A 15,272-nucleotide genomic window follows, 5' to 3' on the forward strand; every position below is an offset into this window, starting at 1 on the left:
AAATGTATATAGCTTACTTCACGAGCGAAACAATCTTCTGTGCCCCGTCCGCCATCGAATCCGCAGAAACGATATTCAGGCCGGATTCGGACAAAATCTGTTTGCCGAGTTCCACATTGGTGCCTTCCAGACGCACAACCAGCGGCTGGTTCAGGCCAACCTGCTTCGCCGCTTCCACGACACCATTTGCAATGATATCACACTGCATAATGCCCCCGAAGATGTTGACGAAGATGCCTTCCACCTTAGGATCGGACAAAATAATTTTGAACGCTTCCGTAACCTTCTCCGTTGTAGCACCGCCCCCTACATCAAGGAAGTTGGCCGGATCGCCGCCGTAATATTTGATAATGTCCATCGTCGCCATAGCGAGGCCTGCACCGTTGACCATACAGCCGATGTTGCCGTCAAGGGCGATGTAGCTCAGATCGAATTTGGAAGCTTCAATTTCCTTCTCATCTTCCTCGTCCAGATCGCGCAGCGCCTGAATGTCCTTATGGCGGAACAGCGCGTTGGAGTCAAAGTTCAGCTTGGCGTCCAGCGCCATAACGTTGCCGTCGCCGGTTACCACCAGCGGATTGATCTCGGCAATGGAGCAGTCCTTGTCGACAAATGCCGCATACAATCCCATCATAAACTGGGCAGCCTTGTTCACCAGCTCATTCGGAATATTGATGCTGTAAGCCAGCTTCCGGGCCTGGAACGTCTGCAAGCCGATGGCCGGATCGATGACTTCCTTGAAAATTTTCTCCGGAGTGGCTGCCGCCACCTCTTCGATTTCCGTACCGCCTTCCTCGGATGCCATCATGACGACACGTCCGGTAGCCCGGTCAACCACAACACCTACGTAGTATTCCTTACGGATGTCACAGCCTTCTTCAATCAAGAGGCGCTTAACCTCTTTCCCTTCCGGGCCTGTCTGATGAGTAACCAGTACTTTTCCGAGAATTTCGGAAGCATAGGTCTGCACCTCATCAAGGCTTTTCGCCACCTTCACGCCGCCGGCTTTACCGCGTCCGCCGGCATGGATTTGTGCCTTCACTACTGTAACAGCGCTTCCAAGGGATTTGGCGGCCTCTACCGCTTCTTCCACCGTATAGGCGACTTTGCCGTTCGGAACCACTACCCCATACTGTTTTAAAACTTCTTTACCTTGATATTCATGGATATTCATTCTCGAATCCTCCTATCAACATGACTGCAGCAAGGCGGTTTACAAGGAAATCTGATATAAACCCACATCATTGTAACATGTTTTTAAAACGCTTTCCTTAAAAATAGACAGATGAAATGCAAGCATTTTTATATCAGTATCATTCCTAAAAGCGAATATTTGGATAAATATGTAAAACAGATCATAACCCCTTACAGTTTCATTTTATTCAAACTTCCCTGGTATTTTACCTGTTTCATGAAATTTTTTCGTTCGGGACGGAATTTTTCTGATGCTTACATGTTCTCGTTGAAAAAATTCAATATTAACATTAAAGGTATTATTCAATTGATCGGAGGAGTGCTTGTTATGAAAATGGATAGCAAATTCAGCTATGTGCCGTTGTTTCTGCAATGGGTACTCAATGTCCTTTTAACTCTGCTGGCTCTCATCCTCTCCATCTTTCTCGTAAAAGAGACCTTTACCATTTACCAGATTATTTTCAACTCTGACGGAGCCGCGACGATCAAGCTGCTGGAAAGCATACTTAACTTTTTCCTGTATTTCGAATTTATAGCCTTGATCATTAAATATTTTGAAGCCCGCTTTCATTTTCCGCTTCGTTATTTTATCTATATCGGTATTACAGCCATCGTACGGCTCATTATTGTGGACCATAAAAATCCGACGGACACCGTTCTATACTCAGGGGCCATCCTGATCATGGTGGTCACATTATTTATTGCAGATCTCCGCAAAAAAGGCGGGAGCTGACGAGTAACTTACCCAAACACAAAAAAGTCCCGGTTCATCCGGGACTGATCAAATCAGATACCTCTCACAGAGATTACTTGTTGCAGTTGTCCTTATTGTATTGGTGCACTCTGTTCAGCAGATGGTTGAACTGCTCCAGCAGTGATCTGAACTCCTCGGTGTCTTTGCAAATTTTACCACCGATTGAATTAGGGATGCTCAACGCCTCATGTCTTAATTGGCTGCCAGCATCCGTCAAGGTAATCAGCACCTTGCGTTCATCCTGGGCTGACCGTTCACGATGAATAAGACCTGCTGTCTGAAGTCTCTTCAATAGCGGAGTCAAGGTACCCGAATCCAGATACAGCGCCTCCCCCAGCTCCTTCACCGTACACTGTCCTCTTTCCCATAGAACGATAAGCACCAGATATTGCGAATAAGTAACGCCCAACTGCTCGAGATAAGGCTGGTACAGCTTCGTGATCTCACGTGAGCAGGCATATATGGTAAAACAAAGCTGATTCTCTAATTTCAAAACTTGATCTGCAGTGTTGCTTTCCATGTCTGTCATTCACCTACTTTCGTCATTATTTTATCACAAAATTAAAAAAAGAAGCATATAAATTTCAAAAAATATATTTACAACATATTTTTATTGTGTTAATTTAAGTTGTGTAAAATATATTTGAGAGGTAGTTGATTTGAAATGATGACAATCCAACAAAAAATGTATGAAACCACTGTAAAAGCTGTAGGCGGCCGTGAAGGCTACGTAGAATCTTCTTCCCCTGAGCTCCGGCTTGATGTTCGTACTCCAAAAGAAATGGGCGGTGCAGGCGGAAACGGTACCAACCCTGAGCAGCTGTTCGCCGCAGGCTACGGCGCATGCTTCGACAGCGCCCTTAATCTGGTAGCACGCACACAGCGGATCAAGCACGAAGGCACAGAAATTAACACTACCGTCTCTTTTGGCAAAGTTGAAGACGGAGGCTTCGGCATCGCCGTGAAGATGGATGTGCTAGTGAAGGGTGTCGACCATGAAACTGCTTCCAAACTGGTCGAAGAAGCCCACCAGGTGTGCCCTTATTCCCGCGCGACACGTGGTAATATTGTGGTTGAATTTAACGTTCTTTAATCCCGGTTCCACACACAAGCTAAAAAAATTCCTGAATGTGCCGTACTGCCCCCTCACTCCACAATTCAGGCAGCGCGACCTCAGTTCATTTATATATAATGGACAAAGAACCCTCATATCCGTTGGATGGAGGGTTCTTTGTCCATTGGCTATATTTAGTTATTGAATATTTCGCTGTCATTTCCTCAAGCGTCTTGCCATCTGATGAATAGACACTGCCCACCAGACCCTCAATATCCGGGAAGGAATAACCGCCAATCACCTTTCCGTCAGCAAGCATGATATACAATCTTGTTTTGGCATTATATTGTTTTTCCAAGGGATGATTTGCGACAACGAATCCATATACGGAGATTTTTCGGCCAAAATAACGCTCGGGCTTAGCTCCCTGCTTAGACCAAATTTGCTGATAAGGAGTTGTATCCGGTCCATAAAGCATGCTTTTACTGAACCTATACTGATCCAGCAGTCCTAAAAGAGAAATCACTCTATACTCCTGGCCTTCTACGAATTCTTTTGCTGTTTTTTCGTCTCCGGTCACTTCTCTTTGGTTGCAGCCGAGCATAAAGAGAGCCAGTGCAATAAGCACAAAAAAGCCGATGTACCGCCTCATTTCAGTCTCCTTTGTGGACAATTCATTGCGCCAAATATCCCTGTTAACTGCTTTCTGCTATATTAGTCACTGATCAGTCACTACACTAATAAAAAAGCCACTTATCATAATAGTGGCTCTAAAATACAAACTATTTAGCTTTTCGATTCTCCCTTATGTATTTCTTTATATAGCTTGTTGGGGTTAATATTTCTACGTTGTTATAAGTTCTCAACTTGAGCAAGCCATTGCTGAAATCGTTTGTTATTAAGTATGATGCCCTTGCCGCTACCGCCAACTCAATAAACGGCTGATCCCCTTTATCCGATGATATCCTTTCAAGTTTCGGAGGGTTGGATATATAAACAGATCTTTCAATGATGTTATATAATGTTTCAAAAAAGACAGCACATTCAAAGACATTCTGCTGATCTATAGTACGGGCAAAGATTTTATATAGTTCATTCTTTGTAATCTCAGAGAAAGCAAATCTAATCTGCTCGTTTTCCTCCAGGTCAATTATCCGTTCGTCGTCTTTAAAATAATCAGAGAATATTGCATTAACGAAAACATTTGTATCTACAACGACCAAATCCATGCTTTAATCACGACTAGCTCTAATTTTCTTTAATTCATTTCTCACCTCATCAATAGTAATTCCATTTTTCTTCATTGAGTTTTCAGCAATTTGCTTCATTTGTCTCCAACCAGTAACCTTAGCGCTTTTATTAGCTACTGTAGTCATCTTTTTCACTCCTTTTTTCCCAGCCATTTCTATCACTCCCTATCAATTAAGATAAGGAAAATGTATGATAGATTATTCAGGAATATTCTAGAAACTCATAGAGTAACTTTTGAATGTTCGCTCAAAGTCCCCCTAGGAATATTATACCAGATGGGATTATACTGTTTCTATAGTAAATAAACCTCTCGATGATATTTAGACTCTTTGCCGCTTGCGATGCTACGATCATAGTTTGCCCCACTAATCTTCAGGGACCTCTTTCAAAATCACAGAAGGGAATAGGTATAGAGGGGACAAAAATTACATTTTATGTATCAAACACGGTCAACCTTTCGGCAGTCTACGTACTCCGCTAGGCCTACAGGCATAATCTCCAGATCCCCGGCGTATACCACGCCTACATCTTTTTCCCTGTTTGAATACCAAACTGTCCTCGTCTGTTTCCCGTAAATCAAACATCCTTCACAAGTAGTCCCAGCTGGTGTTTATATTTTCACATATAGTTATTCTATTTACACAAAATTCTTGACGCTACGCTCTCAAGCTTAGTAATAGCACTTAAGGAATCCGCCATATTTTATTATAAGCTAGTAAAGCCATATTCTTTGACCTTTCTTCAATGTCACTAACAGTCCATTGATCATAATTCTCATATAACTCTAGAAATTTTTTCACAGTAAACAATCTGGACTTTTTATAGAATTGTAGTTTCTTTTTAAAAGAAACATCACCAATATCAGAATTTAAATCTTTGTCTAAAGGAATTAAATTACCAATATTCCCTACCTTTTCATTCATTTCAGACTCACTCATTATATGTTCTATTGAAAAAATATTAGTCTGCAATTCATCTGTGTCAAGATAGTGTTGCTCAAATTCTTTTAATATATATTGTATTAATTTTTTATCTCCAGTCATTTTCTGAGTAAAATACAGTGCTGTAAATCCTTTCTCAAAAATATCATAAGAAGGTAAAGATTCTTTATAATAAGCAATGATTTCTTTTATTACTTTTCCTACCTCTTGCTTATTAGCAGCACTTCTGATTTGCCTTGCAAATGTAGAATATTTACTTTCAATGTTTGAAGCTCTAGATGACGCAATTGCAGTAAACAGAAAGTGAAATTTCTCCATTGCGGACATAACTTTTTTTAAGTCTTCAAATTTTATCAACTTCTGCATTCTTTTATCTAGCAACGCCATTAATAAAGGCCGTGGTTGTGACACTTCAAAAATTCTTAAAGCGAGAATAGTTTTATAAATAAACTTTTCTTCAGTTAATTTCCAATCATTTTCTTGCGGATTAGATAACTTTACATACATTTTTGCAGCGGAATTTAACTCTTTAAGAAATTTTTTATATGATTCAACATTGTTAGGCACCCTTTTTTTGAAATCGTCATATAAACCAGCTTCTCTAGTAAAAGAAAATTTGGATAGCCAGTAGTGTCTGTAAAATTGGGGCATACTTATTTTATTTTCTTTGCTATATAATATATTTCTTGTATCCTTCCATGTTTCCTTCGCAAAGTCTCCGGCTGCTGTTGTACGTACATTTTTAAAGATAAGATTCTTTATTAAGTCTATAGATTCGAGGTCTTTTCCTTTCGCATTTAGTGTCTCGAAAATCAAATAAGCATCATCTTCATCTTTAACTGTTATATAGATTGTTTTAAATGAGAGGACCTGGTTTCTTAACGTTTTTAGTATTTCAATATAATCTAAATGATCGATTTTAAATTTTCTAGTTATTTCTTTTATTAAGTTTCCCTCTGTAAGTTTATCTTTAAAATAATTATAGGCAAACCAAAGAGCATGTTCTTCATCGGATTTAGGAATAAAACTATCATCTTTATCAATTTGTTGTATACGAAATTGAAAAAAGGGTTTGGGATTTTCATTTTCTAACTTCAAAAATTTTTCAGCATCATCATTTTCAGCTTCAACATATTTATGAGAACTCTTCATCAAGTTGAAGTTTCCAGTTTCTTTAAATATTTCAGCTAACGCAGCAAAGAAAATCGTGATGGTGGTCAATCTTTGCTGACCATCAACAATCAAAAAGCGTGAATCGGCTGCATCATCTCCAACCAATACAATCGATCCAATGAAGTATTCCGATTCATGTAGACTATCCTTCGAACTTTTTAAGTTAGACAGTATATCATTCCATAAAACTGTTAACTCATCTTCTCCCCAGGAATATTCTCTTTGAAATCTTGGGATAATATATCTTCTATTGAGCCCAAGAATATCACGTAAAGATCTAGGATATGCATATAATTCCATAATAACACTCCTCAAAGTAAAGGTATCACTGACTTACTCAGTTATGAAAAATCAAATTAAGGATGTAAGATCAAAGTAAAATTATCACAAAAACGATCGTTCAGATGACAAAAACCTCGGAGCCCCAAAGGATTACTTGATTCATTCTTTATAATGTGTATGTTTTTCATTATCTTCCCAGGTTATATATTCACCGTAAATGGCGCCATACATAAATGGATAATCTCCAAAATAGGCTTCTTCTATATCTCTTAAGAGATCAAATTTATTAATAAGACCATGTAATTCCTGATCATTCATTTTTATAGAATGTATCCCCAACAAAGCAAGATCGTACTGCCCTATTTTACTTTTCAATATTTCAATCAGCATTGAGGTTTCAATATCTTTTCTTGTTATATAAATATTATTTGGAACATACTCGTTGGCTATAAAGTCCAGCGTAGTTTTAAACATAAAAATAAAATGTTTATACTCTGCACCGTACTTATAAAAAATTTCATCTATTTTTTCATCATCACTATCTACTAAAGCCTTCTCAACTTCGTCAAAAAAACCAGTATAATTAAAACCAGATGTTTTCCAAGCTTTAAATTGACCCAATAAGTATTCATATCTTGATTGCAAAAATTGTAATTTGTTAAAATCTTCCTGTTCATTCATCTGTTTTCGCTGGAACGTCATTGTCGTTACAAGGCCAGCTAAAGCAATGCCTGAAAACAAAGAATTTAGCCCACCGAATGTGTCACCAAAAGTACCGCTTGTCCCCCAATCCTTAAAATATATTGGAACTAACCACCCATATAACCCAAATGCAACTACAATTATTAAAATCAAAACAGCAAATAATTTATACGACCATAGCTTATTCAATGTTAAAATTCTATGTTTTTCAGTTGGTTTATACATAATCATTCTCCCTGTTTAAAATCTATCTTTCACAACCAATTCCATTACCATCACGATCAAGTTTTTTAGAAAATCCTGATCACCTCTATAAATTGGATCTGCCCCAGCTGCTCTTATTGAAGCACAGTTTTTATAATAAATATTTGTTGTTGATTCAACTTCCTTGACAGCTTCTTTATGTACATCCTCTGTTGTTGTCTTCTCGCTTGTACTAGAAGATATGTTATCATCTGAACTTTCCGGTACTGGTAAAGCTTAAAGTACTTTTTCGGTTTTCCCGCCATTAATGACAAACAAGAAACGGGCACCATCTGAATAAGGTTCTAACCGATTCCCTATTCATGACCCTGATCCACGGTTGTCCGATGAAGGAACATAAGCTACATCCGCACCGGTCCCACCTCAAAATACCAAAACCTGCTCGCAGTATGTTCTCTAGTGTCATATGTTTCCCCCTCAACTCTGTCCCTGGCTTCTTGCTCCTACCCTTTTAAAATAGCAGAGCTCGTCATTTTTCCACCGTTAATTAACTGAAATTTAATTTCTGGATTTATTAGGCTTAATTTTTTTAAAAAATTTCAAGCACTTAAATGATAGTCTTTTAGTATTAGGATAAATATACCACATGCTTTTATAAAAATTCTATGTAAATATACAAGCCCCGAAACACCTTTACGGGGCCCAAATATCTTTCACAAGTAATCCCAGAAGTTGTCTATATTTTCACATCCAATTTCCGATACTGAATCGCCTCTGCCGTATGCTCCACGCCAATCTGTGCTGCACCGGCCAGGTCGGCAATCGTACGGGAAAGCTTTAAAATACGGTCATAGGAGCGCATGCTGAGCCCGAGTATTTCCACCGTTTGCTGGAGAAGTTTGTGTGCCCCAGGCTCCATTTTGCAAAATTTGCGCAGCAGCGAGCCTGAAAGCTCGCTGTTCCAGGACAACGGCAGTTCGCGGTATCTCTCCGCCTGGATGGCTTGGGCCGCTAGGACCTGCTGTCTCATCTCCGTGGAGCTGATCGAAGCTTGTTCCTGCTGCCACTCCTTGGGACGCGGCACCTCAAGCTGTAGATCAATCCGGTCCAGCATGGGTCCCGAAATCCGCGACCGGTAATGGGTTATTCTTCCCGGACTGCACGTACAGCGCTGCGAGTCTGTCTCGCTCCCGTAATACCCGCAATAACAGGGATTCATTGAACCTGCAAGTAAAAATTGAGCCGGATAGGTAAACACCGCCCTGGAGCGGCTGATCGTCACCTGCTTGTCCTCAAGAGGCTGCCTGAGCACCTCCAGCACCTGGCGGCTGAACTCTGGCAGCTCATCGAGGAAAAGCACTCCGCGATGCGCAAGGCTCACCTCCCCCGGTTTCGGAATTGTGCCGCCTCCAATCAACCCTGCAGCGGAAATCGTATGATGGGGAGCGCGAAAAGGTCTCGTTCGGATCAGGCCGGAAGCGGATTCCTTCAACTTCCCGGCTGCGCTTAATATTTTGGTCACCTCAAGCGCCTCCGCTTCTTCCAGCATAGGCATAATAGTTGGCAGCCGGCGAATCAGCATCGTTTTGCCGGTTCCTGGAGGACCAATCAGCAGAATATTGTGCATGCCCGCTGCCGCAATGACCAGGGCGCGTTTAGCGTGCTGCTGCCCCAGGACATCGGCGTAGTCCTCAATCGTCTCTCCAGGCAGACTGTCCCCGTCACTCGGCACCAATGCCCGCTTTACATCCGGCAGCAGATGCTCGAAGCTTTCAATACGGACCGGAACTCTTTCAGCTTCTGCTCCTTTATGTTCAAGCGGCAAGCAGCCACCAGCTTCAGAAATAATATCCTGCAGATGTCTGACACCATACACCCGTATCCCTTTAATCTGCATGGCTTCCTGCATGTTTTCCCATGACAGCATCACCGAATCGAAGCCCTCCCGTTTGGCCAGATCAACCATGGACAGCACACCGTTTACCGGCCGCACACTGCCGTCCAGGGCCAACTCGCCGATAAATAATGTTCTTTCTGCTTGAGGAAGTATGATCTGACTGCTCACAGCAAGCAATCCGACCGCAATCGCCAAATCGAACGAGGAACCCTCCTTGCGCAAATCAGCGGGGGCCAGGTTAATGGTTACACGTTGGGATGGATACTTGAAACCGCAGTTTTTAATGGCGGCACGCACCCGTTCAACCGCCTCACGGACAGCCGAATCCGGCAGCCCGATGATCGAAGTCTGTGGCAGGCCATTGGACAAATCCGTCTCCACTTCTATCAGCACGCCGTCTATCCCGTACAAACAAGCGCTGTTCAGTTTTCCATACATAAAAAAAGCACCTCTTTCACCTTTGAAATTCCGCATGCCTCATGCAGCGGTTTATCGGTTGAAAAGGGTGCTTCCTCTTTTTCAAAAATTACATTTTATCTATCAAACACGGTCAGTTTTTCGGCTGCGGACGTGCGCTGCTGAGCTTTTGGCACAAATTCCGGATATCCTGCGTACACCAGACCTACAATTTTTTCACCAGGCTGAATGCCAAGCTGCTCACGGAACACCGGAGAATAAAAAAATGGCTTTGTCATCCAGAAGGTGCCGATTCCTTCGCTCCAGGCGGCAAGCATGAAGTTTTGAATCAAGGCGCTGACCGCTGCAAAATCTTCATCCCAAATGGCCTGGCGCGGATCTTCCTTCATGACGACAATCAGCGACACCGGATTATGCAACATGGTTGGGGCAAATTTATTGTCCTCCCCGAGATCCGCCGCTACCGCGTCAGCCAGCTTTTGGCGGCCGTCTCCCGTGAACAGCAGGAAGCGCCATGGCTCGCGCAGCTTGTGATTGGGAGCCCATACGGCGGTGTCCAGCAGCCTCGTAATGGCCTCCACCGGTACCGGATCTGCTTTGAATTTCTTGACTGTTCTGCGTTCCTGAATGACATCTATTATATTTTTAGAAAATACCGCTGATTCATTCATTTCAGTTCCTCCTTTATGTAAGCCTGCAGCATTGTAAGTAAATGAGAACATTTCTCAATTAAATATATCCATTCCTTGTCTTCATGTCAAATCCGGCAAAGCAAAAACAGACCGCTCCCCATCAAGTATATGAGAAGCAGCCCGTGTTCTTCACGCGCCATTGTTATTGAATTTTTCTAAAAGGCAGCCTCGATATGCTCCAAAACCTCGGCTTTTTGGTCCGGCAGCAGCCTGACTGCTATCATGTCAAACCGTACCGGAGTATCCGTCGTACCGCTCATATGCAAATAAATTTCAGCAATATGACGAACCTGGGTTATTTTGCGGGCAGTAACAGACTCGGCAGCCGTTCCGTGAGTAGCCCCCGTTCTGCTCCTCACCTCAATAAAAATGAGCGTTCCGTCCTTCTCGGCAATAATATCCACTTCACCGCTGCGGCAGCGCCAGTTGCGTTCTATAATTCGCCAGCCTTTACCGGTTAAATATTGTGCGGCCGTTTCCTCGCCCAGCGCGCCTTTGCGTCTGCGGTTATCAGACAATTCGGGTCCCCTGCCTCCTTCACTCCGGATACGAACCGCCTCCCGCCAGCTTATCCATACGGTACACATAACTGAGCACTTCGGCAACAAGCAGATACAGCTCCTCCGGAATCTGCTCGTTCAAATCAAGCTTGGAAAGAACCTCCACAAGCGACGGATCCTCCTGCACAGGCACTCCATGCTCCTTCGCTTTTTCCAAAATGGTCTCCGCCATTTTGCCGCGGCCTTTGGCTACTACGACAGGCGCGTCATTTTCACCCGGGCTATATTTAAGAGCAACCGCTTTTTTTTGCGGCAGGGAAGGAGCATCATCCGTCCGTTCTTTCATACTTTGATATCGACTCCTTTATACACCTGCGGGCTGTAATCGCCGACGATATTGGCAGGCATGCCGTTTTCCGCCTGCGACCGGACCGGGATCGGCTCCGTTTTAAGTGTCAACAGTTGGTAACCGATACCATCCAAAGCCTCCGTTATGGAATCGCGTGTGCTGTCCAGCAAAGCTTCCGTCCACTCGCTGTCATTATGCACTTTAACACTAACGATACGGTTCGCAACCTGCACATCGACCATCGTCGGTCCCAGAGCTTTCATATCAAGATCAAACCACAGCCGGCAATTGGACGAGTCCAGCTCTCCACGTTTGCCCCTTCTGGATTGAATCTGAACGGAGGCCGTCTCGCGTCCATCAGGTCCAACAAAAGGGATAAACATATGCACCTGTGCAAAAGGGGCTGTCCGGTCCGTGTTCAGCAGCAGCTGCTGTCCGGTTAGCTGCTGCACGACCTGCTGCGCGGCCTCCTTCAGGGCCGGCGGCACGCTGCTGCTGTCCATTAGCTGCAGCAGCAGCCCCTTGACGGTGGCGGCGTCCGCCTGCGCCACCGCCCCCTGCCCTGCCGACGCTGCCCCCGTCGGCAGCTCCCCGCGCGCCGGCGCCAGCCCGGCCGCCGCGCGTAGCGCCTGCTGCTCGTGCTCCGCACCAAGCAGCTTCAGCACCCGCCCCACCCACGGGTCCTCCCGGTGGGTGGCTGCGGGTGCCGCCGCGGCGTCCGCCTGTGCAGCGGATGCCGCGGCCGGCGGGGCTGCCTGCGCTGGAGCAGCCGCTTCCCGCGGAGCGGCCGGCGCAGGCGCGGGCCCCGCACCCGGTCCATCAGCCTGGACCGGGGAAGCCTGCTGCGCCACAAATCCGCGCAGCTCCTGCAGCAGCGCACGCAGCTTCGGCAGCGCGTCCTGCCGCGGCGCAGCTTCGGTCGCCGCGGCTGCCGCACTGCCTGCCAAGGGAGCATCCCCTGCACGCTTCCGACCGTCGTTTCCCTCCGTCGGGCCAGCCAGCCCGCCCGCTGGGGTGCTGACGCCCCTGTCAGCCGCTGCCAGAGCTCCGCCATTCTGCCCGGAAGCTGCAGAACGGGCTGCTCCCTGCGTTGATCCTGCCTCTGCGTTTTTCACGCTTGCAGCCCCTGGAGCTCCGGCTGCGTCACCTGCCTCCGTTTCAGTAACCTGCTGTGCTGCGGCGCCAAGCGCCACCCCCACAGCCGAGGCCGATCCGGCTTTGCCCGCATCTCCGACGATAGTTCCGGCTGTTCCCGTCCCTGCAGCAGCATTTGCTGTATTCGGCAGCCCGGCGGAGTTTGCTTGCCCCTTCGTTGATAATGTATCGATGGCAGACTGCCTGCCGGCGCTCCCGCCGCTTCCCTGCCGCAAAGCCTGCTCCACAAGCTTTTCCAGAGAAGACAGCAGCTCGTCCAGTGGGGGACCGAAAATGGCCTGATGCAGACCTGCCACCGCTGCCGGAGTGACCGGCAATCCCCGCTGGAAAGCCACCCCGGCCGCCTGCACAATCGCCTCCGGCTTGGCCCCGCTTGGCAGCAAGTAATCTGCCGCTTCCCGCACCAGTGCTGCATTTTCCGCCGTCAGCGGAATGCCGCTGCGCTGCATTAGCTGGATCAGTTCGCGGTTCTGCGGCGTATCCTGCAGCTTTACCGTTTGCAGCACCTCAGCCATGTCAATAGTAGTCAGCGGCTGGCCAGGCAGCTGGGACAGCGGCTTTAATACGGTGGTGCCATCCTCACTTGGCGGCTGCACCTGAAGCAGCACCTTCTGACCCTCCTGCAGCAGAGTCTCCACCTTGGCCCGCACCTGTGTGCCCTGGATTTGCAGCAGAGCCTCTCCACCGTCCTCCGAGACCTTCACCACCGTGCCGCGGACGACCTGTCCGGTTTGCAGCTCCAGCTTTTTCGTCTCTCCTGCCTTGGCATCCCCGAGCAGTCCCCGGATCACTGACCCGATATTCATGCCGCCCATCCTCCTGTCCTTCTTCTATCTATAATATATCGGCGCATGACCGCTTCCCGATGAGCGTGACCAGGCTCAAAGATCAAACAGCGTCGGCTGCTGAACCAACAGATTTCCCAAAAAGCTGCGTCGGTGCATATCTGTCGGCCCGAGGGCCATAATTTGTTCACGGTGCAGCTTAGTGGCATATCCCTTATGTATCGCAATACCGTATTCCGGGTATTTGGCTTCCCATTCTCCACGGCACAGCCGGTCTCTTGTCACCTTGGCAATAATGGATGCCGCGGCGATGGATTGGCTCATCGCATCCCCCTTAATAATCGCCAGCTGTGGCAAAGGAAGATCCACCTTTTCCGCATCGACCAACAAATAGTCCGGCTGCAGTTCCAGGGCCTGTACCGCTTTTTTCATGGCCAATCGTGCGGCCTGCTTGATATTGATCTCGTCAATCATCTTCGCATCGACAGTGCCTATTCCGACCGCAAGAGCATTTTCCATAATCAGGTCATAACAGGCCTCTCTCTTTTTGTCGGTCAGCTTTTTGGAATCTGTGACTCCTTCCAGCACCAGCCCTGTAGGCAAAATGACCGCGGCAGCCACCACATCCCCGAACAAACAGCCCCTGCCTACTTCATCGATCCCCGCGACATATTTATAATTCTGCTGCCAGCAATCCTGTTCATAACGAAGCATCTCCGTCATTGTTTTCAACACCCGCTTCACTCTAATGTTCCCAATCCATTCCCGGACGGTTTCCATATGTAACGAATAACGACATATCCTTAAGCTTATCATACCGGCTGCTTCGTCAAAAAGGGGGGTGTCGGCTTTTTGGATAATCCAGATTTTCCCACAAAAAAAACCTCCCGCATCTCCACCAGAGACACGGAAGGTTCTTCCTTTCCGTTCATAGAAGGGCCTTGGCCCGCTCTTTCAAACTAGAAAAACATCATCGACGCAAGTTCTTGCAATTACAGAATTGTGCATCTCTACTGCAAATTTTCTGTAATCTTCAGTAGGGGGCTTCCAGCGAAAAACGTCCCAGCTTGCCAGCCCGCAGCTCACGCAACAGCACACTGGACGCTTTCTCCAGATCAACCCGTCCGCCGCTGACGATGCAGCCCCGTTTCCGGCCGATCGCTTCCATAACGCCGACAATTTCTTCAGGATTCTCGGTATCCTCGGGTCTTTCCTTCAGCTCAAAGCGTTCCGCCAAAGCATTCCAGTAATAGCTTACCAAGTATTTTACCGCAAAAAAGGCAATGTCTTCAACATTAAGTATTTCCTCTTTGATTGCACCTGTGACCGCAAGCCGGTAACCGACATTCTGATCCTCGAATTTCGGCCACAATATCCCCGGTGTATCCAACAGCTCGATTTCTCCGATTCTGATCCACTGCTGCGCCTTGGTTACGCCGGGCCGGTCGCCGGTCGCCGCCACGCTTCGTCCCGCCATACGGTTGATCAGCGTCGATTTGCCCACGTTCGGGATGCCGACGATCAAAGCTCGAATGGGCCGTGGCTTCATGCCCTTCGCAATCTGACGGTCAATTTTCTCCTTGAGCAGCACCTTAGCCTGAACCGGAATATCCTTAATGCCCGTGCCGGTTTGGGCATCCACCGGTAGCGCCGTTTGCCCCTGCTCTTTAAAATAAGCAATCCACTGCTGCGTTACCGCAGCATCCGCAAGGTCCGCCTTGTTCATAATAATCATCCGCGGTTTGCCCTGCAAAATCTCGTCGATCATGGGATTGCGGCTTGACAGCGGAAGTCTCGCATCGATGAGCTCTATCACCAGATCAATCAGCTTCAGCTTCTCCTGAATCTGGCGTCGGGCTCTGGTCATATGCCCTGGGAACCACTGTATCGTCACCGTATCACCTCACTCTTAAGAAGCATTT

16 protein-coding genes and 1 pseudogene are annotated in these 15,272 nt (G+C 46.4%); 2 read left to right on the forward strand and 15 right to left on the reverse strand.

The window, feature by feature from the left end; genetic code table 11:
• Window positions 1-13 precede the first annotated feature (13 nt).
• Complete coding sequence (sucC, locus tag ACI1P2_RS04770; protein ID WP_355317334.1) at window positions 14-1,174, reverse strand: ADP-forming succinate--CoA ligase subunit beta; 1,161 nt, start codon at window positions 1,172-1,174, stop codon at window positions 14-16.
• 348 nt (window positions 1,175-1,522) lie between these two features.
• Between sucC and psiE the strand changes: the two genes are divergently transcribed.
• Window positions 1,523-1,927 (forward strand): phosphate-starvation-inducible protein PsiE, encoded by a 405-nt coding sequence (gene psiE, locus ACI1P2_RS04775; protein ID WP_355317336.1) that lies wholly within the window; start codon window positions 1,523-1,525, stop codon window positions 1,925-1,927.
• A 73-nt stretch (window positions 1,928-2,000) separates the two neighbouring features.
• On the opposite strand, the gene ACI1P2_RS04780 is transcribed toward psiE, so the two are convergent.
• Window positions 2,001-2,468, reverse strand: coding sequence for a MarR family winged helix-turn-helix transcriptional regulator (locus ACI1P2_RS04780; protein WP_355317338.1), 468 nt, complete (start codon window positions 2,466-2,468; stop codon window positions 2,001-2,003).
• Between the two features lie 144 nt (window positions 2,469-2,612).
• Here ACI1P2_RS04780 and ACI1P2_RS04785 point away from each other — a divergent pair, with 144 nt between their 5' ends.
• On the forward strand, window positions 2,613-3,041 hold the full coding sequence (locus tag ACI1P2_RS04785; protein WP_355317339.1) for an organic hydroperoxide resistance protein: 429 nt from the start codon (window positions 2,613-2,615) through the stop codon (window positions 3,039-3,041).
• A gap of 85 nt (window positions 3,042-3,126) precedes the next feature.
• Here the strand turns inward: ACI1P2_RS04785 and ACI1P2_RS04790 are convergent, their stop codons facing one another.
• From ACI1P2_RS04790 to ylqF, 13 genes and pseudogenes are all read right to left on the reverse strand, one after another.
• On the reverse strand, window positions 3,127-3,630 hold the full coding sequence (locus ACI1P2_RS04790; RefSeq protein WP_355317341.1) for a hypothetical protein: 504 nt from the start codon (window positions 3,628-3,630) through the stop codon (window positions 3,127-3,129).
• Between the two features lie 154 nt (window positions 3,631-3,784).
• Entirely contained in the window at window positions 3,785-4,231 is a 447-nt protein-coding gene (locus ACI1P2_RS04795) for a putative toxin-antitoxin system toxin component, PIN family (protein WP_355317343.1), read from the reverse strand.
• Window positions 4,232-4,234: 3 nt separating this feature from the next.
• Window positions 4,235-4,405, reverse strand: coding sequence for a hypothetical protein (locus ACI1P2_RS04800; RefSeq protein WP_355317345.1), 171 nt, complete (start codon window positions 4,403-4,405; stop codon window positions 4,235-4,237).
• 531 nt (window positions 4,406-4,936) lie between these two features.
• Window positions 4,937-6,667 carry a DUF262 domain-containing protein gene (locus ACI1P2_RS04805; RefSeq protein WP_355317347.1) on the reverse strand — a complete coding sequence of 577 codons (1,731 nt, stop codon included), beginning with the start codon at window positions 6,665-6,667 and terminating at the stop codon, window positions 4,937-4,939.
• 141 nt (window positions 6,668-6,808) lie between these two features.
• Window positions 6,809-7,576 carry a putative phage abortive infection protein gene (locus tag ACI1P2_RS04810; protein WP_355317349.1) on the reverse strand — a complete coding sequence of 256 codons (768 nt, stop codon included), beginning with the start codon at window positions 7,574-7,576 and terminating at the stop codon, window positions 6,809-6,811.
• A 22-nt stretch (window positions 7,577-7,598) separates the two neighbouring features.
• Window positions 7,599-7,652 (reverse strand): annotated as a pseudogene (locus ACI1P2_RS04815) (excalibur calcium-binding domain-containing protein); the annotation flags it as partial.
• Between the two features lie 639 nt (window positions 7,653-8,291).
• A complete protein-coding gene (locus tag ACI1P2_RS04820) occupies window positions 8,292-9,890 on the reverse strand; it encodes a YifB family Mg chelatase-like AAA ATPase (RefSeq protein WP_355317351.1) in 1,599 nt (532 codons plus the stop codon).
• A 95-nt stretch (window positions 9,891-9,985) separates the two neighbouring features.
• The gene (locus ACI1P2_RS04825; RefSeq protein WP_355317353.1) at window positions 9,986-10,540 is read right to left on the reverse strand and encodes a nitroreductase family protein; all 555 of its coding nucleotides are present in this window, start codon (window positions 10,538-10,540) and stop codon (window positions 9,986-9,988) included.
• 176 nt (window positions 10,541-10,716) lie between these two features.
• Window positions 10,717-11,079, reverse strand: coding sequence for a YraN family protein (locus tag ACI1P2_RS04830; RefSeq protein WP_355317355.1), 363 nt, complete (start codon window positions 11,077-11,079; stop codon window positions 10,717-10,719).
• A 19-nt stretch (window positions 11,080-11,098) separates the two neighbouring features.
• Window positions 11,099-11,407 carry an EscU/YscU/HrcU family type III secretion system export apparatus switch protein gene (locus ACI1P2_RS04835; protein WP_355317357.1) on the reverse strand — a complete coding sequence of 103 codons (309 nt, stop codon included), beginning with the start codon at window positions 11,405-11,407 and terminating at the stop codon, window positions 11,099-11,101.
• The gene (locus ACI1P2_RS04840; RefSeq protein ID WP_355317359.1) at window positions 11,404-13,371 is read right to left on the reverse strand and encodes a DNA ligase; all 1,968 of its coding nucleotides are present in this window, start codon (window positions 13,369-13,371) and stop codon (window positions 11,404-11,406) included. Before ACI1P2_RS04840 ends, ACI1P2_RS04835 begins: the two co-directional genes overlap by 4 nt.
• A gap of 75 nt (window positions 13,372-13,446) precedes the next feature.
• The gene (locus ACI1P2_RS04845; protein ID WP_355317467.1) at window positions 13,447-14,073 is read right to left on the reverse strand and encodes a ribonuclease HII; all 627 of its coding nucleotides are present in this window, start codon (window positions 14,071-14,073) and stop codon (window positions 13,447-13,449) included.
• A gap of 310 nt (window positions 14,074-14,383) precedes the next feature.
• Window positions 14,384-15,244 carry a ribosome biogenesis GTPase YlqF gene (gene ylqF, locus ACI1P2_RS04850; protein WP_355317361.1) on the reverse strand — a complete coding sequence of 287 codons (861 nt, stop codon included), beginning with the start codon at window positions 15,242-15,244 and terminating at the stop codon, window positions 14,384-14,386.
• Window positions 15,245-15,272 lie beyond the last annotated feature (28 nt).

The organism is Paenibacillus jiangxiensis (assembly GCF_046098255.1).
Taxonomy (GTDB): Bacteria; Bacillota; Bacilli; order Paenibacillales; family Paenibacillaceae; genus Paenibacillus; species Paenibacillus jiagnxiensis.

What these genes read in the sequence shown, in the direction of transcription:
- ACI1P2_RS04810 (WP_355317349.1), bottom strand. Translation starts at nt 7,576, where the DNA reads ATGTATAAACCAACTGAAAAACATAGAATTTTAACATTGAATAAGCTA.
- ACI1P2_RS04845 (WP_355317467.1), bottom strand. Translation starts at nt 14,073, where the DNA reads ATGACGGAGATGCTTCGTTATGAACAGGATTGCTGGCAGCAGAATTAT.
- ACI1P2_RS04780 (WP_355317338.1), bottom strand. Translation starts at nt 2,468, where the DNA reads ATGGAAAGCAACACTGCAGATCAAGTTTTGAAATTAGAGAATCAGCTT.
- ACI1P2_RS04840 (WP_355317359.1), bottom strand. Translation starts at nt 13,371, where the DNA reads ATGAATATCGGGTCAGTGATCCGGGGACTGCTCGGGGATGCCAAGGCA.
- ACI1P2_RS04835 (WP_355317357.1), bottom strand. Translation starts at nt 11,407, where the DNA reads ATGAAAGAACGGACGGATGATGCTCCTTCCCTGCCGCAAAAAAAAGCG.
- ACI1P2_RS04805 (WP_355317347.1), bottom strand. Translation starts at nt 6,667, where the DNA reads ATGGAATTATATGCATATCCTAGATCTTTACGTGATATTCTTGGGCTC.
- ACI1P2_RS04825 (WP_355317353.1), bottom strand. Translation starts at nt 10,540, where the DNA reads ATGAATGAATCAGCGGTATTTTCTAAAAATATAATAGATGTCATTCAG.
- psiE (WP_355317336.1), top strand. Translation starts at nt 1,523, where the DNA reads ATGAAAATGGATAGCAAATTCAGCTATGTGCCGTTGTTTCTGCAATGG.
- ACI1P2_RS04795 (WP_355317343.1), bottom strand. Translation starts at nt 4,231, where the DNA reads ATGGATTTGGTCGTTGTAGATACAAATGTTTTCGTTAATGCAATATTC.
- ACI1P2_RS04800 (WP_355317345.1), bottom strand. Translation starts at nt 4,405, where the DNA reads ATGGCTGGGAAAAAAGGAGTGAAAAAGATGACTACAGTAGCTAATAAA.
- ACI1P2_RS04820 (WP_355317351.1), bottom strand. Translation starts at nt 9,890, where the DNA reads ATGTATGGAAAACTGAACAGCGCTTGTTTGTACGGGATAGACGGCGTG.
- sucC (WP_355317334.1), bottom strand. Translation starts at nt 1,174, where the DNA reads ATGAATATCCATGAATATCAAGGTAAAGAAGTTTTAAAACAGTATGGG.
- ACI1P2_RS04785 (WP_355317339.1), top strand. Translation starts at nt 2,613, where the DNA reads ATGATGACAATCCAACAAAAAATGTATGAAACCACTGTAAAAGCTGTA.